Annotated in this window: 16 protein-coding genes; 13 read left to right on the top strand and 3 right to left on the bottom strand. The window is 71.0% G+C overall.

Going from position 1 to position 18855, the window contains the following annotated elements; translation table 11 throughout:
• Positions 1-654: 654 nt before the first annotated feature.
• Positions 655-2022 (bottom strand): polysaccharide biosynthesis tyrosine autokinase, encoded by a 1368-nt coding sequence (locus ACWEOW_RS24200; protein ID WP_452271811.1) that lies wholly within the window; start codon positions 2020-2022, stop codon positions 655-657.
• Positions 2023-2197: 175 nt separating this feature from the next.
• Between ACWEOW_RS24200 and ACWEOW_RS24205 the strand changes: the two genes are divergently transcribed.
• The 8 genes from ACWEOW_RS24205 (at position 2198) to ACWEOW_RS24240 (ending at position 10754) form a co-directional block, all read left to right on the top strand.
• Entirely contained in the window at positions 2198-4288 is a 2091-nt protein-coding gene (locus ACWEOW_RS24205) for a glycosyltransferase (protein WP_452271812.1), read from the top strand.
• Positions 4285-5637: an O-antigen ligase family protein gene (locus ACWEOW_RS24210; protein ID WP_452271813.1), complete on the top strand. Its 1353-nt coding sequence runs from the start codon at positions 4285-4287 to the stop codon at positions 5635-5637. The genes ACWEOW_RS24205 and ACWEOW_RS24210 overlap by 4 nt, the downstream gene beginning before the upstream one ends.
• Positions 5634-6773, top strand: coding sequence for a glycosyltransferase family 4 protein (locus ACWEOW_RS24215; protein ID WP_452271814.1), 1140 nt, complete (start codon positions 5634-5636; stop codon positions 6771-6773). The genes ACWEOW_RS24210 and ACWEOW_RS24215 overlap by 4 nt, the downstream gene beginning before the upstream one ends.
• On the top strand, positions 6770-7792 hold the full coding sequence (locus ACWEOW_RS24220) for a glycosyltransferase family 4 protein (RefSeq protein ID WP_452271815.1): 1023 nt from the start codon (positions 6770-6772) through the stop codon (positions 7790-7792). Before ACWEOW_RS24215 ends, ACWEOW_RS24220 begins: the two co-directional genes overlap by 4 nt.
• A 13-nt stretch (positions 7793-7805) precedes the next feature.
• Entirely contained in the window at positions 7806-8942 is a 1137-nt protein-coding gene (locus ACWEOW_RS24225; protein WP_452271816.1) for a glycosyltransferase, read from the top strand.
• A complete protein-coding gene (locus ACWEOW_RS24230; protein ID WP_452271817.1) occupies positions 8939-9718 on the top strand; it encodes a hypothetical protein in 780 nt (259 codons plus the stop codon). Before ACWEOW_RS24225 ends, ACWEOW_RS24230 begins: the two co-directional genes overlap by 4 nt.
• Positions 9715-10026: a hypothetical protein gene (locus tag ACWEOW_RS24235; protein WP_452271818.1), complete on the top strand. Its 312-nt coding sequence runs from the start codon at positions 9715-9717 to the stop codon at positions 10024-10026. Before ACWEOW_RS24230 ends, ACWEOW_RS24235 begins: the two co-directional genes overlap by 4 nt.
• Before the next feature lie 107 nt (positions 10027-10133).
• Positions 10134-10754 (top strand): hypothetical protein, encoded by a 621-nt coding sequence (locus tag ACWEOW_RS24240; protein WP_452271819.1) that lies wholly within the window; start codon positions 10134-10136, stop codon positions 10752-10754.
• Positions 10755-10996: 242 nt separating this feature from the next.
• Here the strand turns inward: ACWEOW_RS24240 and ACWEOW_RS24245 are convergent, their stop codons facing one another.
• A complete protein-coding gene (locus ACWEOW_RS24245; RefSeq protein WP_452271820.1) occupies positions 10997-12001 on the bottom strand; it encodes a TlpA family protein disulfide reductase in 1005 nt (334 codons plus the stop codon).
• A gap of 73 nt (positions 12002-12074) precedes the next feature.
• On the opposite strand from ACWEOW_RS24245, the gene ACWEOW_RS24250 reads away from it, so the two are divergent.
• The 5 genes from ACWEOW_RS24250 to ACWEOW_RS24270 are packed head-to-tail and all read left to right on the top strand — an operon-like array spanning position 12075 to position 17167.
• Entirely contained in the window at positions 12075-12872 is a 798-nt protein-coding gene (locus ACWEOW_RS24250) for an exodeoxyribonuclease III (protein WP_452271821.1), read from the top strand.
• A gap of 31 nt (positions 12873-12903) precedes the next feature.
• A complete protein-coding gene (trpS, locus tag ACWEOW_RS24255; protein ID WP_452271822.1) occupies positions 12904-13950 on the top strand; it encodes a tryptophan--tRNA ligase in 1047 nt (348 codons plus the stop codon).
• A 53-nt stretch (positions 13951-14003) separates the two neighbouring features.
• Positions 14004-15065 (top strand): glycosyltransferase WbsX family protein, encoded by a 1062-nt coding sequence (locus ACWEOW_RS24260; protein ID WP_452271823.1) that lies wholly within the window; start codon positions 14004-14006, stop codon positions 15063-15065.
• Between the two features lie 19 nt (positions 15066-15084).
• Entirely contained in the window at positions 15085-16233 is a 1149-nt protein-coding gene (locus ACWEOW_RS24265) for a glycosyltransferase family 4 protein (RefSeq protein WP_452271824.1), read from the top strand.
• Complete coding sequence (locus ACWEOW_RS24270) at positions 16226-17167, top strand: glycosyltransferase family 2 protein (RefSeq protein ID WP_452271825.1); 942 nt, start codon at positions 16226-16228, stop codon at positions 17165-17167. Before ACWEOW_RS24265 ends, ACWEOW_RS24270 begins: the two co-directional genes overlap by 8 nt.
• On the opposite strand, the gene ACWEOW_RS24275 is transcribed toward ACWEOW_RS24270, so the two are convergent.
• The gene (locus ACWEOW_RS24275) at positions 17102-18772 is read right to left on the bottom strand and encodes an oligosaccharide flippase family protein (protein ID WP_452271826.1); all 1671 of its coding nucleotides are present in this window, start codon (positions 18770-18772) and stop codon (positions 17102-17104) included. The two genes, ACWEOW_RS24270 and ACWEOW_RS24275, sit on opposite strands and share 66 nt — an antisense overlap.
• Positions 18773-18855 lie beyond the last annotated feature (83 nt).

Below are 18855 nucleotides of genomic sequence, written 5' to 3' on the forward strand. Positions count from 1 at the left end.
GTGCCCTAGAAACCTGCCCGACGTCTCTGGTCGAGTGGCCGCCCCGTCCCACGCGCCCGACATGGTGGGGCGGGTTCGTGTGTGACGGGTGGGACAGGGCGCCCACTCGACGTGGAGAGGAGGGCCGCTCGGGTCGGTCGAGCGTGGCTGGGCCCGGCGGCATACGCCTGGCCGGCCCGGCGGCATACGCCTGGCCGGCCCGGCGGCCTGCGCCTGACTGTCGCGTGCCCTAGAAACCTGCCCGACGTCTCTGGTCGAGTGGCCGCCCCGTCCCACGAGCCCCACATCGTGGGGGCGCGGTCGTGTGTGACGGGTGGGACGGGGCGCCCACTCGACGTGGAAAAGAAGGGCGGCTGGGGTCGGTCGGGCGTGGCTGGGCCGGGCGGCATACGCCTGGCCGGCCCGGCGGCCTGCGCGTGGCCGTCGCGTGCCCTAGAAACCTGCCCGACGTCTCTGGTCGAGTGGCCGCCCCGTCCCACGCGCCCGACATGGTGGGGCGGGTTCGTGTGTGACGGGTGGGACGGGGCGCCCACTCGACGTGGAAAAGAAGGGCCGCTGGAGTCGGTCGGGCGTGGCTGGGCCGGGCGGCATACGCCTGGCTGGCGCGTAGCCCAGCAACCGTCGATCCATCAACGGCATACGAGCGGGCGAACCTCAGACGCGAACCGAGCCCCGGGTGGGGGTGTTCTGACGCTTGTCGCGCTCGCGCCGCTCGCGGCGGCTCAGCTTGACGTCCGCGTCGCGGTTGTAGCCGTAGTAGCCGTAGCGGTATGCCGTCGACGAGCTCGCCGGGACCATGTTGAGCGCGAAGCCGGCCACGGGTGCGTCGACCGTCTCGAGCGACTGGACGGCACTCGCGAGGTCCTTCTTGCGGGTGCGCTCGGCACCGACGACCATGATCAGGCCGTGGGTCAGCTTGTTGATGAGCACGGCATCGATGACCGGCACCACGGGCGGGCTGTCGACGAGGATGAAGTCGTAGTCGTGGGCGAGCTTGCCGAAGAGCTGCTCCATCGGCTCCGAGCCCAGCAGCTCGCTGGGGTTCGGTGGGATCGGGCCGGCCGGGAGCACGAACAGGGACGACTGCCGCCACCGCTGGATGACGTCGTCGGGCTCGGCGTGGCCGAGCAGCAGCGTGGTCAGGCCGAACGAGCCGTCGAGGCCCATGGTGCGCGCCACGGACGGGTTGCGCAGGTCGCCGTCGATGAGCAGCACCTTGGAGCCCGCATCCGCCATCGCCAGGGCGAGGTTGATCGTCGTGGTGGTCTTGCCCTCGCCGGGGACCGACGAGGTGACCACGAAGGAGTGGCCGCCCGTCGTCACGTCGACGAACAGGATGTTGGTGCGCAACCTGCGAATCGACTCCGCATGTCTGCCGTGCGGGTCGCTCTCGAGGGACAGCAGGCCGTCCTTGCCGGTCTTCACCAGCGGGATGTCACCGAGGATGGGACGGCCGGACAGGGCCTTGATGTCATCCTCGTTGCGGACCTTGGTGTCGAGGGTGTGGGTGAGCAGGGCGAGGCCGATGCCGATCGCGATGCCCAGGAGGCCGCCGATCAAGAGGTTCCGCTTGGCGTTCGGCGATGTCGGCTCACCGGGCGGGGTCGCAGGAGTGATCGTCTCGGACTGCACCGACTGGTCGTTGGCGGCAAGCAGCGGGGAGAACTTCTTGGCCGTCGACACCTCGGCCAGCACCGGGCCGACCGAGTTCGCGATCTGGGCGATGACCTGCGGGTCGCCACCTGTCGCCGTGATCGTCATCATCGGGGCGTTCTGCGACACCTCGCCGGACAGGCCCAGGGGGTAGCCGGGCGACAGGCCGAGCTTCGCGCGCAGCGGGTCCGTGACGGGCGGCTGGGTCAGCACCTCGAGGTAGGTCGTCAGGTCAGATGCCTGGAGCGCCGCCCGGCCCGCGTCCTTTCCTGCCTGCGGGCTGGGATCCGTGGCAGAGAAGAAGATCTTTGCGCTTGCCGTGTAGGTGGCAGGCGTCAGCATCGTCTGGACTGCCGTCGCTGCGATCACCGCGAGAAGGCTCAGCGCGATGATCCGCCAACGTGCTCCCAGAACGCTGAGAAACTCCCGGAACGTCACCTTGCCCCCGGCCCAACTCGACAGTACGTGCGAGCATCCTCCCATATCATCACAGGGGTTTGCGCCGTCTCTGGGACATCCCCGGCGTGCGAGCGAAGCAGGAGGAATGCTGATGTGGGCACTACGGGTGTCCCACAGTGCCGTCGTCGACGCCTGGCGCGAACGGGAGCGGGCGCTGCGGGCGCGGGGCCACCGTGTCTCGCTGTTCTCCGCCGCGTCGTGGTCGGAGGGTGGGCGGGTGGTGCCCCTTGCTGCGCGGCCGGGCGAGGAGGTCGCGCCGGTGCGGACGTTCGGCACCCACCCCGCGCTCTTCGTGTACGACCCCCGGCCGCTCTGGTCCGGTCTCGGGCAGCCGGTCGACGTCGTCGACATCCACGAGGAGCCGTTCTCGCTCGCAGCCGCCGAGATCATCGCCTTACGGGCGCTCCGCCGCCAGCGGGCCCCCTACGTCCTCTACTCCGCACAGAACATCGACAAGCGCTACCCCGTGCCGTTCCGATGGCTGGAGCGCTGGGCGCTTCGGGGGGCGGCCGGTGTCAGCGTCTGCAACGCCGCGGCCGGGCGCATCGTCGAGCGTAAGGGCTTTCCGGGCCGTGCCCGCGTCATCGACCTCGGGACCGACCTGACGGTCTTCACCCCGGGCGGTGGTCCGCGCACCACGGCCACCCACAGCACCGACGGCTCCGACGGCGCGAGCGGCTCCGCGGGGGGCTCGAGCACGGTCGTCGTCGGCTTCGCCGGCCGGCTCGACGCGGCCAAGGGGGTCGACGTCCTCCTCCGGGCTCTGGCGCTGGACGAGTCGCTCCGGGCCCGTGTCTGCGGCGACGGGCCCGAGCGGGCCGGGCTCGAGGCCCTGGCGCAGACGCTGGGCGTGTCGGACCGGGTCGAGATCCTCGGCGCGGTCGAGCCCGAGCGGCTGCCCGCGTTCTACCGGTCGCTCGACGTGCTCGCCGTGCCTTCGCTGACCACGACGAGCTGGGTCGAGCAGTTCGGCCGCGTGGCGCTCGAGGGGATGGCGTGCGGCATACCCGTGGTCGTCAGCGACAGCGGCGCCCTGCCCGAGGTGGTCGGCGAGGCCGCCCTGGTCGTCCCGGAGGGCCAGCCGGCAGATCTTGCGAAGGCACTCGCGGAGGCGGGCCGGGACACTGACCTGGCCGAGCGGCTGCGGAGCGCCGGCCTCGCTCGCGCAGCCGCCTCGTCGTGGGAGCACGTCGCGCACGAGCACGAACGGCTGCTGCTCACCGCCGCACACCGGGCGGATCCCGACGCTCCGACGGAGCGTCCCCTCGAGGTCGTCGTCGTCGCGTACGGCCAGCCCGACCTGCTGCGCGCCTCGCTCGAGCCACTGCGTGGCCTCTCGGTCACCGTCGTCGACAACTCCTCGTCGGGCCAAGTTCGCGCGGTGGCGAACGCCGCCCGCGCGCGCTACCTCGACCCGGGCCGCAACGGCGGATTCGGCGCCGGGGTCAACGTCGCTCTCGGGCACATCGACCCCACCGCGGACGTGCTGCTGGTCAACCCCGACGCCGTCGTGCAGCCGGCCGACATCGAAACCCTGCGGAGCGCGCTGCATGCGGACCAACAGCTCGCGAGCGTGGGGCCCGTCCAGGCCGACGCCGAGGGCCGCGAGTCCCAGGTCTACTGGCCCTTCCCGTCGCCGGTCGCGACCTGGGTCGAAGCCGCGGGGCTGGGCCGGTTCCGGCGCGCCCGGTACGTCATCGGTTCCGTGCTGCTGCTCCGACGCGAGGCGCTCGACCAGGTCGGCGGCTTCGACGACGAGAGCTTCTTCCTCTACGCCGAGGAGACCGACTGGGCCTACCGGGCCACCCGCCTCGGCTGGCGGCACGCGGTGGTGGAGCAGGCGCGGGCCGTCCATCTCGGCGCGGCGACGAGCACCGACGCCCAGCGCCGGGAGACCCACTTCCACGCCGGGCACGAGACGTACCTGCGAAAGCACCACGGCACGCTGGGCTGGCAGGTCAGCCGGGCCGGCCAGGTCGCCGGCTCGGCAGTGCGCGCAGTCGTCCTCCGCGGTGAGCGTGGGCAGGCAGCGGGGCAGCGTATGCGGCTCTACCTCGCTGGTCCTCGCCGCACTGAGGTCCGCCCGTCCGACGCGGTGCGCGCCGGTGCGGATGCCCCCAACCCCATGAACGACGGCTCCGACACACCGGCAGTGGGGGCACAATGGCGAGCGTGACCACCGCAGGCCGACGCGCCGGGCCGGCACCCGGCTGGTTCGGCCGGGTGTTCCTGGTCCTCGGTGTGCTCGTGCTGTTCGTGGCGGTCGGCCGCCTGGCCGTCGACCTGCCCGAGGCGGCGATCATGATCGCGGTCGCGGTGCTTGCCATCGGCATCACGGCCGTCCAGCCGGGGCTCATCCCGCTCGCGGTGCTGCCGCTGCTGCTCGCGGTCATCCGCGTCGGCAGCTCCGGCGTCGACCTGTCGCTGTCCGACTTCGCCCTCGCTTTCGCGACGCTGCCAGCGCTCCTGCTCGCGCGGCGGCCGTTCTCCTCGGGCATGCGGGCCGTCCTCTGGGCCTCGGCGGCATACCAGTTCGCAACTCTGGTCACGGTCGTCAACAACCCGTATGCCGCGAACGCCACCGAGTGGGCCCACGCGTGGATGACCGTCTCGGGAGGCCTCATCGTCGGCTGGGCGGTCGGTGCCAACGGCCATGCCCGGCTCGGCATGCGCCTGCTGGTCGGGACGATCACGGTTCTCGCGGTGATCACGATCGTCGAGGGCGCCGTGCACTTCGCCAATGGGGAGTTCGCCCCGGTCTACCCGAGCTTCCCGTACCCGATGCACAAGAACTTCGTCGGGACTCTTACCGCGATCGGCGCCACCATCGTGTACGCCCGCCCGAGCTGGGTGGGGCTGGGCAAGCGCGTGTCGGTCGTCCTCATGACGCTCATGATCGTGGCGACACTGCTGACCCAGTCGCGACAGGCGGTCATCGGGCTCATCGCCGCGGTGTTCCTGCTCGTCCTTCGGTCCAACGGCGAGCACCGCCGGTCCAAGCTCATCCTCCTCATCATGGGTCCGCTCGCGCTGTTCGTGACCAACCTCGTCCAGGACCAGATCCAGTCCGGCAACCAGTTCAACTCGGTGTTCCAGCGCATCTCCTGGCTGCAGGACTCGATCGACGTCTGGATGACCGACCCGTGGTTCGGCGTCGGCCTCCGATGGTGGTACACCGACCGCTTCGTCGTCCGGTTCCAGCCGCCGAACGCCGAGATCGAGGTGCTCACCTCCGGCGGTCTGCTCGGCCTCGCCGCGTTCGTGGCCCTGCTCATCGTGACGCTGCGCGTCGCGTGGAAGCTCGACCCGGTCTATGGGTCGGTCGCGCTCGCGGTGCTCGTCAACCGGTTCGCACAGGCGCAGTTCGACCTGTTCTGGGCCGCGGTCCAGGGCTCGGTTCCGTTCGTCGTGCTCGGCATCTGTCTGGGCGCCAAGGCGTATGCCGACCGCGCATCACCCGAGTCCTCCGAGCCTGCCGGGGTGGTCGCCCCGGATGGGCACAGGATCCCGGCGGGAGCCTCATGACCACGATCGTCCAGATCACCCCCGAGATCGGGCCGGGCACCGGCGTCGGTGCGGTCGCCCACCACCTCGAGCAGGAGTGGCAGCAGCGCGGGATCGACGTCCGGCGCTTCACCCTCGATGACGCCGGAGGTGCCTGGCTGCCAGCGCCTGGTGGCGGGGTGACCGGTCGGCTGGCCCTCATCGCGCGCGTCGTCTGGTTCTCCACGGTGGGCACCCGCCGAGCGCGTCGCTACCTCGCTTCTCACCCCGAAGCACTGTCGGTCTGTCACAACGACGCGCTTGCCGGTGACGTCTACGTCAACCACGGGATCGTCCAGGCCGCGATGCGTGCCCGGGGACACTACTGGTTTCGGATGGTCCGCAACCCGCTTCACCTCTTCACCACGCTCCGCGACCGGCGCCGCTACACCCGCCCTGAGACGCACCGGCTCGTCGTCAACCTCGTCAACGACGAGGACCGCCTGCTGCGAGCGGCATACCCCGGGCTGGCGATCCCCACCGTCGTCATCGGCAACGGCGTCGACATCGATCGCTTCCGGCCGCCGTCCGACGACGAGCGGGCACAGGCGCGGGCTGCGCTCGGGCTGGGCCCAGCGGACCGCTGCGTCCTGTTCATCGGCAACGAGTTCGGCCGCAAGGGGCTGCCTGCCCTCGTCGAGGCGGTAGCCGGGCTCGGCGACGACGTGCACCTGTTCGTGGTGGGAGGCACCCCCGACATGGTCCGCGCCGAGGTGGCCACCGCCGCGGCGGTCCGGCTGGGGCCGCGACTTCACTTCGCCGGCGCACACCCCGACCCTCGTCCGTGGCTCGCCGCCGCCGACGTGCTCGCCAGCCCCAGCGCCTACGAGTCGTACGGTCTCGTCGTCCTCGAAGCGCTCGCGTCCGGTGTCCCGGTGGTCGCGACCCCCACGGGCTGCGTCCCGGACGTCGTCGTCGACGGCGTGAACGGCGCGGTCGTCGAGGGCACATGCTCGGCCATCGAGGACGGACTGCGCCGGGTGCTGTCCATCGACCACGCCCGTGCGAGCGCCGCGGCCCGCGCGTCGGCGACAGAGCACTCGTGGTCCGCGGTGGCCGACCGGTACCTCACGATGCTGGGCCGGCTCGCGGAAACCCCCGTGCGAGACGCGACATGAGGGTCGTCCACGCGATCAGGTCAGACGCGTTCGGTGGGGTCGAGAACTACGTCGCGCGCTTGTCCCGGGCTCAGGCAGAGACCGGTGACGAGGTGACGGTGATCGGTGGCGACCCGATGCGCATGCGCAACGTCCTCGGGCCCGGCGCGGCGCAGGTGGTCCCCGCGACGTCGGTGGCGGCGGTCTGGCTCGCCGTCCGCGACCATCTCGGCGCCGCCGACGTGGTGCACGCCCACATGACTGCGGCCGAGCTCGCGTGCTCGGTGGCGATGATCGGCTCGAGGGTGCCCCTGGTCTGCACCCGCCACTTCGCGCAGCGGCGCGGACGGCACGCCCTGGTCCACCTGGGGTCGAGCCTCGTCGCCCGGCACATCGCCGCGCAGATCTCGGTGAGCCGCTTCGTCGCCGACTCCGTCGAGGGCGAGAGTGTGATGATCTATCCCGGCGTGCCACCAGAGCCTGCCGCACCGGACTGGGCGAGCAGGGAGCCCGTCGTCCTCGTCGCACAGCGGCTCGAGGACGAGAAGCACACCGACGAGGCCATCCGAGCCTTCGCCATCTCCGGGCTTGGCGCGGAGGGCTGGCGCATGGAGGTCGCCGGCGACGGCGCGTGCCGCGGGTCCCTCCAACGGCTGGCTCAGCAGCTCGGCACCGGCGACTCGGTCCGTTTCCTCGGGCAGCGCTCCGATGTCGGCCAGCTGATGCGCACCAGCCGGATCCTTGTCGCGTCCAGCCCGTCCGAGCACTTCGGCCTGAGCGTGATCGAGTCGATGGCGAGCGGCCTGCCCGTTGTGGCCACGGCATCGGGAGGGCACCTCGAGACCCTGGGCACCGTCGAGGGCGCCCGGCTGTACCCCGCGGGCGACGTCGACGCTGCCGCGAAGGCGATCCGCCGGCTGGCCGAGTCCCCGGAGTCCTGGGCGACCTACTCCCGGAGTCTTCGGGAGGCGCAGCAGCGGCACTTCACGCTCGACCAGCAGCTGGAGGCCACCCGGCGCGTCTACGAGGCGGTGCTCTGAGATGGATCTCGTCGTGACCTCGCTCGAGGCCTGGGACACCGTCTGGCGACGTAACCAGCACCTCGTCGCAGGCCTGCTGCGCCGCGAACCCGACCTGCGCGTCCTGTTCGTCGAGCCCTCGACCGACCCGATCCATGCGGCCCTCGGTTCCGCCCAGCCCCGTCGGGGACGAGGCTTGCGCCCCGCGCCCGAGCTGGACGGCATACGCGAGGGGCGGCTGTGGCTGCTCGAGCCGACCAAGTGGCTCCCACGACGGGTCGACGCCCGCCTCGACGAGCGCTGGGCCCGGCAGGTGCTGCGTGCAGTGCGCAAGCTCGAGCTCGTCGACCCGGTGCTGTGGGTCAACGACCCGACTGGGGCGTTGCTGGTGTCCGCGACTCCGTGGCCCTCGCTCTACGACATCACCGACGACTGGACCAAGGCGGTCCGGCCCGCCCGCGAGACCGACCGCATCGTGGCGCAGGAGACGATTCTGCTCGACCGGTGCGACGAGATCGTCGTCTGCTCGCCGGCGCTCGCCGAGAGCAAGGGTGCCGACCGGCCGGTGACGCTCGTCAACAACGGCGTCGACGTGGCGGCATACCGCGTCGACCGCCCGCGTCCTGCGGACCTGCCTGCCGGACCGGTTGCGCTCTACGTCGGCACGCTGCACGCCGACCGTCTCGACCTCGACCTCTGCGTCGAGACGGCGACCGGGCTCGAGGGGGCGGGGCACCTCGTGCTCGTCGGACCCGACGCGCTCCAGCCGGCCGAACGCACCCGGCTCGAGGACGCCGGCGTGGTGCTGCTCGGGCCGCGCGACTCCGGCGACGTGCCCGCGTACCTCCAGAACGCCGACGTGCTCGTCGTGCCGCATGTGGTCACGCCGTTCACCGACAGCCTCGACCCGATCAAGCTGTACGAGTATGCCGCCGCGCGCCGTCCCGTCGTCGCCTCGCCGGTTGCCGGGTTCCGTGACACGGACGACCCTCATGTGGTCGTCGCACCGGAGGACTATTTCGTGGCCGCTGTTCATGCGGCGCTCTCGGGGTCGGGCGAGCCGGTCGAGGAGCCCGATGCCTCTCGCGTCGACGAGCTCGACTGGAGCCATCGCGTCACGGAGATGGCCGCCGTGATCGACCGCCTGTCCGGCGACCGGGAGAGAACATGACCAAGGAGCTCACCGTGCACCGTCCCGTCGACGTGCGTGCCCTCGGCGCCGTCATCCGCATCCTCGTGCCGACGCGCGAGCTGCGAGCCGCCGTCGAGCGGACCTGGCGGCTGTGCCTCGCCGAGCCCGGGAGCGACATCGCGGCCACGGTCACGGCGGCGACCCCGTCTGACGACAGCGACGAGTCCCTGTCACGGACGATGCAGGGGCTCACCCAGCAGGTCACCGGCGCAGCGATCCGCGCTCGGGCGGGCTCGCTGCTGATGTTCCACGCCGCCGCGCTGTCAGACCAGTCGACGGGAGCCACCGTCGCGGTGGTCGCGCCGGGCGGCACCGGGAAGACGACCGTCGTGCGCACTCTCGGCCGGGGCCGGGGGTACGTGACCGACGAGACGGTCGGCGTCGCCCTCGACGGCTCGATCGCGCCGTACTCCAAGCCGCTCTCGGTGCGGCGGCCCGACTCGCCGACGCTCAAGGACGAGGTCCCGCCGGAGGAGCTCGGGCTCGAGCCGCCGGCGGTCGACCCGTGGCTTGCGTCGCTCGTCGCGCTGCGACGCGACCTCGACCCGGGAGAGCCGGTCGTGGTGGAGCGGGTCGGCCTGCTCGAGGGACTCGTCGCACTCGCGCCAGAGACGTCGTCGATCGCCGAGCTGGACCATCCGCTGCAACGTCTCGCCGACCTCGTCGACAAGGTGGGCGGCCTGCGGCTGGTCCGCTACCACGATGCTCACGACCTCGAACCCATCGTCGCCGAGCTGCTGCGGGGGCGGCGATGAACGCCCCAGGGCAGGAGCACGACCGGGTCGTCGTGCGGCGCGGTGCGGTCGTCGATCGTCTCGACACCGCCGACGGGACAGTGGTGCTCGTCGACAACGGGTTCGTCCACCGGGTGCTCGTCCTGTCGCCGGTCGGCTCGACGCTGCTCGATGTCCTCGACGAAGCAGGCGGTGCTGTGGGCCTCCCTGAGCTGACCGAAATACTGGTCGAACGGCTCGGCGAGCCGGATGGAGTGGACCCGGAAGACGTGGTCTGGCAGGCTGTCGATGCGCTGACCGCCGAGCACGTCGTCGTCTCCGAATCGTGACCTTTGGCGGTTGTCCCAAAATAGCCCGAACGGGGTATGCAAGGCGCAGGTTTCCGGTATCTTGGCAGCGCGTCTCGGGGTTTATTCATCGAGTGGGGGATTTACACATGTCGAACAACCATGGCGTCCAGTCGACGTCTCCAAGCCGGCGCTCTGTTGTCAAGGGTGCCGCTTGGGCAGTACCGGCGGTTGTCGTGGCTGGCGCCGCGCCGACCGTCGCGGCATCGAACGGGCCGCTCGAGTTCACCGGTGGTGCCTGCAAGCTTCCGGGCAACGCCACGGACGTGCTCAAGGGCTACGTCTTCGAGCTGACCGCGAACAACACGACCGGCCCGCTGCCGACCATCGGCATCACGGTCATCAGCAACGTCAAGATCAACAGCACCGCGGTGAGCGGGTTCAACGTCTCGATCCGCGGCGCGAGCCCCACCTGCTCGGGCGTCTGCGCGACGACGTCCTGTGGCGCACCTGCTGCGCACGCCTTCTGCACGCCGGACGGCGCGCAGCAGCAGATCCTCGTCTACACGGCCGACAAGCCGACCGGCAACAGCCAGAACGCCGAGATGTCGCTGTGTTACCAGCGGTACGACTGCTTCAGCGGCTCCTGCACGCCGATCGACCTGGCTCCGGTCTGCATCACGAGCGGTATCCACAGCACGCCTCCGGCCACCGAGGGCGGCGGCAGCTGCAACGTGACCAACGTCTTCCCGATCCCGACGACGATGTGAGGTCCTAGACGCGAGAACGGCGGCACCCCGACGGGTGCCGCCGTTTCTTGTCTCCGGACTCCCGCGGCGGTCAGCCCAGCCTCTCGCCCGGCTCGTCAGCACCGCAACACACCGGGAAACCGCAAGCACCCCATGGAAATAACCGCAGAACCTTGCGACTGCTCGGTGTGTTGCCGGAGCTGGGCGGGTCTGGTGTTGGGGCGGGGAGAGGGGCGGCGGGGCGCGGGCGCTCGTCCTGGGCGTCAGTCGAGGGTGCTGGCGCCCAGCTGCTCGGCGATGTCCGTGACGAAGGCCGCGACCTCGACATCGCCCGTGACCGGTCCACCGGCCAGCAGGCCATCGGCGCCGAGGACGACCGCGGACGGCGTCCCGCGGAACCCGAAGCTGGCCGGGAGCCGGTAGAGCGGGTCGTGCAGCGAGCGGGGCTCGTCCTGCGCCGTCAGCGTGCCGACACCCGGATCGACAGCGACGACATGGCGCACGTCGAGCTGCGGGAGCTGCTCACGCCACCGTGGCGTGGCCTCGATGACCTCGACGCACGGCGAGCAGCCCTCGGAGACGAACAGCAGCAGCTGGGCGCGGCTCGCACTCAGCTGCCGAAGGTCGGTCTCCGTGCCGTCACCGAGCACGACGGGCAGGGCGGGCGTGATGGCCCGCACATAGTCGCCCTGCTCGGCTGGATCGTCATCGGCACCGGTGCTGGACGAGGCGCTCCTGGCGGCATCGCCACGTGCGGGGGCCGTGACGAGAAAGGTCGTGACCGCGGCTGCCCCGGCGGCGGCGAGCCACCACCAGGGGGCGGTGCCGTCGACGACGCGTCCGAGCAGCGAGTCGCCGCCGAACGACCCGACGAGGCCCAGCACCGCCAGGGCGACGAGCCACCCGTTGCGCACCACCGTGCGCCGTCCGATCTGCCCGGGCGCGAACTCGCCGAAGCACGCGCAGTCCACCGGGACGTCGAAGCCCAGCGCGCGCACGACGAGAAGCAGGTATGCCGCGAAGAGCAGCACCGCGGCAACGGCGGCGACGACGCCGAGCCAGCCGCTCGCGACGAGGAGCAGCAGCGCGAGCAGGATCTCGCCCCAGGGCAGCGCCTCGACGGCCGGCTTGCTGTTGAACGGGGCGGGCACCCGCAGGTCGCGGAACGCCTCGGCGGAGCGTCGCGGTGACTGGAGCTTGCCGACGGCGCTGACGACCAGGACGACGGCGAGGATGACAGGTGCGATGGCGAGGGCGTCAGACGGCACGACCGCATTCTAGGCAGCCCGGCGCGACCGGCCCGGGGGAATCCCTGTCGGCGGACTCCTGCACAATCTGCGCATGCGCATCGTGTCGGCCAACGTCAACGGCATCCGCGCCGCCGCCCGCCGCGGGGCGGTCCCATGGCTGCAGCAGGCGGCTCCGGACGTCCTGTGTCTGCAGGAGGTCCGCGCGAGCGACACCGAGCTGGCCAAGGTGCTCGCCGAGATCGGCCTGGGGGACTGGTCGGTCGCGCACACCGAGGGTGATGCGAAAGGACGCGCCGGGGTGGCGGTAGCGACCAGGGAGACCCACACGGCATACGCGGTGGGGCTGGACGGCGACTTCGTCGACGCGGGGCGCTGGGTGGAGGCCGAGATCTCCACGCCCTCCGGGCCCATGACCATCGCCTCGACCTACGTCCACACCGGGGAGGCAGGGACCGACCGGCAGACGGTCAAGTACGAGTTCCTCGACGCCATGAGCCGCAGGATGCGGCGCGCGGCCGCGGCGGGCGGCCTCATGGTCGTGACGGGCGACCTCAACATCGCCCACCGCGAGGCCGACCTCAAGAACTGGAAGGGCAACCTGACCAAGTCCGGCTTCCTCGGGCCCGAACGGGCCTACCTCGACCGATGGCTCGAGGCGGGCGACTGGACCGACGTGCACCGGCGACTGGCGGGCGAGGGCCCAGGCCCATACACGTGGTGGTCCTGGCGGGGAAAGGCGTTCGACAACGACGCCGGCTGGCGGATCGACTACCAGCTCGCGACGAGACGGCTGGCCGAGCGGGCCACCGCTGCTTACGCCGGCCGGGCCCCGACGTATGCCGAGCGGTGGAGCGACCACGCACCAGTCGTCGTCGAATACGCCCTCTGACTTCCGGACTCCGTGCGGTCCCGGCCGATCTATGGGCCAGAATGCACCCATGCCCTCGACGCCCACCGTCCCGACCTCCACACCGCGCAGCCTGTCCGGCATGCAGCCGACGAGCGACTCGCTCCACCTCGGCAACTACATCGGTGCGCTCGTCGAGTGGGTGCGGCTGCAGGAGACTCACGACGCGTACTACTTCGTCGCCGACCTGCACGCCCTCACCGTGGCCACCGACCCGTCGGTCCTGCGGCAGCGCACCCGGATCACGGCAGCGCAGTTCATCGCCGGCGGTGTGGACCCCGGGCGGTCGGTGCTCTTCGTCCAGAGCCACATCTCGCAGCACACCGAGCTGAACTGGATCCTCAGCTGCCTGACGGGCTTCGGCGAGGCGAGCCGGATGACCCAGTTCAAGGACAAGTCGGCCAAGGGCACCAACACGAACGTCGGGCTCTTCACCTACCCGGTGCTCCAGGCCGCGGACATCCTCATCTACGACGCCGACGTCGTGCCGGTCGGCGAGGACCAGCGCCAGCACCTCGAGCTCTCGCGCGACCTCGCGATGCGTTTCAACACCCGCTTCGGCGACACGCTCGTCGTCCCGGAGCCGCACATCATGAAGGCGACCGCGAAGATCCAGGACCTGCAGGACCCGACCGCCAAGATGAGCAAGTCGGCCGCGACGGACGCAGGCCTCGTCAGCCTGCTCGACGAGCCCGGCCGCGTGGTCAAGAAGATCAAGTCGGCGGTCACCGACACCGAGCGCGACATCCGGTTCGACGAGGAGAACAAGCCCGGCGTCTCGAACCTCCTGTCGATCCACTCCGCGCTGTCCGGGCGCTCGATCGGCGAGCTCGAGGCCGACTACTCCGGCAAGGGCTACGGGGACCTCAAGAAGGACGTCGCCGAGGTCGTCGTCGAGGCGGTGACGCCGTTCCGCGACCGGACCCTCGAGCTGATGACCGACCCGGCCGAGCTCGACCGCATCCTTGCCGACGGCGCGGCGCGCGCCCGGGAGGTCGCGGAGGCGACGGTTCGTCGGGTCTACGACAAGGTCGGCCTGCTGCCGCGTCTAGGTCGTTGAGCGCGCACGCCGCCGCGCACGACGACGCGTATCCGACAAGGAGTGGATGACCGATGAAGGCACGGGCCATCGCCTTCTACCTGCCCCAGTACTTCCCGATCCCCGAGAACGACGAGTGGTGGGGGCCGGGGTTCACCGAGTGGACCAACACGGCGCGGGCGCGCCGGCTCTTCCCGGGCCACCAGCAGCCGACCCTGCCCTCGGAGCTGGGCTTCTACGACCTTCGCGTCCCTGAGACCCGCGCGCTCCAGAGCGACCTGGCCCAGGCCTTCGGCGTCGAGGCCTTCGCCTACTGGCACTACTGGTTCGGCAACGGCGACCGCATCCTGGAGCGGCCCTTCGCCGAGGTCCTGGCCAGCGGTGAGCCCGGCATCTCGTTCTGCCTGGCGTGGGCCAACCAGACCTGGACCGGCATCTGGCACGGCGCGCAGGACCGCATCCTCAAGGAGCAGACCTACCCCGGGCCGGAGGACGACCAGCGTCACTTCGACACCGTGCTGCCGGCCTTCCGCGACGAGCGCTACCTCCGCGTCGACGGACGACCCGTGTTCTATGTCTTCCGTCCGGAGGACCTGCCCGACCCACGGGAGTTCGTCGACCGCTGGCAGGCGATGGCCCGCAAGGCCGGCCTCGACGGTCTCTACCTCGTCGCCGAGGCCAGCGACCTGCTCGGCGCGGGGGTTCGCTACTCGCGTGCCGCCGCCGACGGCTTCGACGCCGATGTCTACATGCGCATCCCGGCGCGGGTCGACCGCTACACGCACCTGCGGATGCGCGTGCTGCGCAAGTCCATGGGCGGCGGGCCGGAGATCTACCCGTACAGCGAGGATGCCGCCAGCCTGCACCCCCACGGGCCGACCACCCAGCCGTGTGTCTACCCGAACTGGGACAACACCCCCCGGTCGGGCCGCGGCGGCCTGGTCCTCACCGGCGCCACGCCCGAGAAGTTCCGGCGCAACGTCGAGTCGGCGGTCTCGGTCCTGGCGAACCGCCCGGAGCAGGAGCGGCTCCTGTGGGTCAAGTCGTGGAACGAGTGGGCCGAGGGCAACCACCTGGAGCCGGACCTACGCGACGGTCGAGCCTGGCTCGAAGCCCTGCGCGACGGACTGGCATGAACGGGCGAGGCAGGCCACGGTGAGCCCGGCAGAGACCAGCGGGACAGAGACCAACGGTCCAGAGACCAACGCGCGGCCGTTGCGCATCGCGATGATCTCGTACTACCTGCCGAGCGGCAGCAAGATCGGTGTCGGGTACCAGGTTCACGCGCTCGCGACAGAGCTGGTGCGGCGCGGCCACCAGGTCGACGTCTTCACCGAATGCCCTCCGGTCTCCGGCGCGGCGTACGGCCATCGACAGATCTCCATCTCGGGCCCACTGCGGACGTTTCGCTTCGCGACCCGGCTCCGTCGCATGGACTTCACCGACTACGACGTCCTGCACGCCCACGGCGACGACTACTGGATGTGGCGGCGCCGAGTGGCCAACCACGTCCGGACCCTGCACGGCTCGTGCTTCGAGGAAGCCCTCCGGATCCGGGGGGTCTGGGAGCGTCTCCGGATGGTGCTGCTCGGCTTCAGCGAGGTCCTGGCCAGCCTGGTAGCGGACACGACGGTCGTGGTCTCGCCGGGCACGCGCCGCTGGACACCGTGGGTCCGCGAGGTGATCCCCAACGGCGTCGACCCGAGGCGCTTCCGTCCCGAGCCGGCATCGCGGTCGGCGCACCCGGTGGTCCTGTTCGTCGGGACGTGGGGTGGGCGCAAACGTGGTCGGGAGCTCGCGGACGCCTTCGCCAGCGCGGTCCGCCCGGCTGTGCCTGACGCAGAGCTGTGGATGGTGACCCAGGACGCTCCCGCTGCGGTTCCTGAGGGAGTCCGGGTTCTGGGACGGCTGTCGGACGACGAGCTGGCGCGGGTCTACCAGCAGGCCTGGGTGTTCTGCCTGCCCTCGACCTACGAAGGGTTCGGCATACCGTACGCGGAGGCGATGGCGTCCGGGCTCCCGGTGGTGGCGACCCCCAATGTCGGCGCCCGCTACGTCACCGCGCAGGGTCGGTTCGGCGTGCTTGCCGAGCTCGATGGTCTCGGCCCAGCCTTGGTCGAGCTGCTCACCGACGAGGGCAGGCGACGTGACTTGTCCGAGGCTTCGACGACCCGGGCGAGCGAGTTCAGCCTCGACCACGTCGTCGACGCGTATGAGCGGCTGTACCGCGACCGCGTGGCTACCCCAGGAACGTCGACCGCACTCCCCGCGCCACGACCACGGGCAGCGTCCGCCGATGGCTGAGATCACCGTCGTCATCACGGCACACAACTCGGGGGACATGCTGCAGGTGGCCCTCGACTCCGTGCTCGCGCAGACGTTCGAGGACTACGAGTGCATCATCGTCGACGACGCGTCGACACCGCCCGCCGAGACGCTCGTGCACGTCGAGGACCCACGGGTCACGTTCCTGAGGCTCGAGGCGAACGTCGGCGTCTCGATGGCGCGGAACATCGCTGTGAGCCGGGCGCGAACGCCGTGGATCGCGTTTCTCGACCATGACGACACGTGGAGCCCGGACAAGCTGCTGCTTCAGCACAAGGCACTGCTCGGCTCGCCCGGTGCATGGCTCTCCTACACGGCCTTCGAGTGGTTGTTCGCCGACGGTACGCGACTGGCTGACCCCCTCCGTGAGGTGACCTATCTGGGCCTGCTGGCGGACCAGATGGTCAACATGTCGAGCATCGTGGTCAGCAAGGCAGCCTACGAGCAGGTCGGGGGGTGCAACCCACTCCTCGTGTGGGCGCAGGACCATGACCTCATCCTCAAGCTCGTGATGTTCGGGCCACCACCTGTGTGGGTGAAGGACTGCGTCACGCAGTATCACCTGCACGGGGGCAACCACTCGTCGAACTACCTCGGGAGCATCACGTTCCGCAGGCTCGTCATCGAGCAGCACGAACGCCGTGCGCGTGCCAAGGGCGACGACAGGGTGCTGCCGGCGGCTCGTCGCGGCAGAGAGCGGGCCGACGAGCTGATGGCCGCGCAGTCGTTCGACGCCGCCCGCGCCGCGCACCGTCGCGGCCAGCGCACGGAGACCGCCCGTGAGCTCGCGCGTCACCTGCGGGCGCGTGCGAGCCTGGTGGCCCGTCGAGTCTCGGCGAGGGGACGGTCACTCAGGGGCGCGCGTCAGCAGCCTGAGCACGGGACCGCCGATCCGCGCGACCGGGCCGGGTAGCGCGCCCATGATGGCCCGCCCGTCGGATCGCGTCATGCCGCTGCGGGCCACGACGATGAGCACGATGTAGACGGGTGCTCCCACCGCGACGGCCAGGACAGCGAGCAGGACCGGTGGCGCGTCGACGGCGCCTGCAACCAGCCAGGCGAGAATCCCGCTGACGGCGCCGATGAGCACCGGGAGTCCGCGCCCCAGGACGTGGACGGTGGCAAGGCCCAGCGCCCGCGCCTCGCTGCGCACGATGATCATGAGCCGGGTCACGACGCCCGCCCCGTTCGCGATGGCGGCGCCCCAGACGCCGATAACGGGGATCAGGGCCACGATTGCGGCGATGTTCACGGCCAGGCCGGCGACGTTCGACCACAGGACCGTCCGGCCGGCGAGGCGGGCCTGGACGAAGGCCTGCAGCGGGTTGCCCGCGACCACGATTCCGCCGAAGACGCCGGTGACGAGCAGGAGCGGAGCGGCCGAGGTGAAGCTCGAGCCGTACAGCGTCGGGATCAGCAGGGCGAGTGCGGGCAGGGCGACAGCGAGCAAGAGGCCCGCTATGGACGCGGAGGCGCGGACGGTTCGCAACAGGGCCGGGAGCACCGCGTGCTCGTCGATCTCGCGCAGACCGGAGATGGCCGGCACGAGGGGTCCGACGAGCGCCTGGGCCGGGCTGAACAGGTGCGCGGCGAGCCCGAATGCCAGTGCGTAGGCGCCGACCGCCTCGGGGGTGGACCAGGCGGTCAACGCGAAGACCTCGGTGCGAGACCCGACGAGGATGGCGAGCAGCCCCGCGAGGCCGGTCGGAAGGGCGTAGGGCCAGAATCCCGGTGGGAAGCGGGGCGGGATGCGGGGGCGGAAGAGCGCGCGCCGGTAGTCCCGGGCGACGAAGACCAGGGCGAGGCCGACGATCACGCCGTTGCCGGCGAGCCGGGTGACCCAGATGGCATCCGGGGTGCCCACCTGCAGGGCCGCGACCACGACGGCGGCCTGCGTGACGAGGCCGCTGATGAGGACCACCTGCGCAACCTGCGCGGTCTTGTTCTCGATCCCCAGCGCCTGAGGAGCCCCGTTCAGCACCGCGGGAATCAGGATGCCGAGCAGGAGGACCGCGACGAGCAGCGCGGGGCTCACCTGCAGCACGAGGATCAGCACGAGCGTGAGGATGGGAACCTCGACCATGAGCCGGAATCCCTGCCCCGAGGCGAGCAGCCGCTTGACCTCGTCGCGCCGGTTCGCGGAATGGGCCTTGGCCCCGAACTGGATGACCCCGGGGCCTACTCCCAGCGCCAGGACTGCCGCAGAGATCTCGAACAGCGTGGTGAGGAACGCGAGACGCCCATACTCCTCGACGCCGAGCACGCGCGCGACGAGGAGGTTGACGCCGAAGGCGATCGGCACCGACACGAAGGTGTTGATGATGGTCCAGTACGCACCGCGGACCGCCCCGTGCTGCAGCGATGCACGCGTGGTGTCGGCGGGGTCCGCGGGCGTTGGCTGCGGGTCGCGCTGGGGGTCGGGCTGGGGGTCGGGCTGCGGATCGCGCTGGGAGCCGGGCTGCGGGCCGGGCTGGGAGCCGGGTTGGGAGTCGGCGGGCTGGGGTGGCTCGGCGCTCACGGGCGGACACCGTCCTGCCGACCTGGTGTCACCTCGCGTGCGGGCCCCGGGTCGTGGCTGAGGCCTCGTCGCAGCTGTCCGCC

This window comes from Monashia sp. NPDC004114 (genome assembly GCF_053603855.1).

Bases quoted from the DNA above. Each gene is read 5' to 3' on its own strand.
- ACWEOW_RS24205 (WP_452271812.1), top strand. From the start codon at position 2,198: ATGCTGATGTGGGCACTACGGGTGTCCCACAGTGCCGTCGTCGACGCC.
- ACWEOW_RS24215 (WP_452271814.1), top strand. From the start codon at position 5,634: ATGACCACGATCGTCCAGATCACCCCCGAGATCGGGCCGGGCACCGGC.
- ACWEOW_RS24220 (WP_452271815.1), top strand. From the start codon at position 6,770: ATGAGGGTCGTCCACGCGATCAGGTCAGACGCGTTCGGTGGGGTCGAG.
- ACWEOW_RS24230 (WP_452271817.1), top strand. From the start codon at position 8,939: ATGACCAAGGAGCTCACCGTGCACCGTCCCGTCGACGTGCGTGCCCTC.
- ACWEOW_RS24235 (WP_452271818.1), top strand. From the start codon at position 9,715: ATGAACGCCCCAGGGCAGGAGCACGACCGGGTCGTCGTGCGGCGCGGT.
- ACWEOW_RS24240 (WP_452271819.1), top strand. From the start codon at position 10,134: ATGTCGAACAACCATGGCGTCCAGTCGACGTCTCCAAGCCGGCGCTCT.
- ACWEOW_RS24250 (WP_452271821.1), top strand. From the start codon at position 12,075: ATGCGCATCGTGTCGGCCAACGTCAACGGCATCCGCGCCGCCGCCCGC.
- trpS (WP_452271822.1), top strand. From the start codon at position 12,904: ATGGGCCAGAATGCACCCATGCCCTCGACGCCCACCGTCCCGACCTCC.
- ACWEOW_RS24260 (WP_452271823.1), top strand. From the start codon at position 14,004: ATGAAGGCACGGGCCATCGCCTTCTACCTGCCCCAGTACTTCCCGATC.
- ACWEOW_RS24270 (WP_452271825.1), top strand. From the start codon at position 16,226: ATGGCTGAGATCACCGTCGTCATCACGGCACACAACTCGGGGGACATG.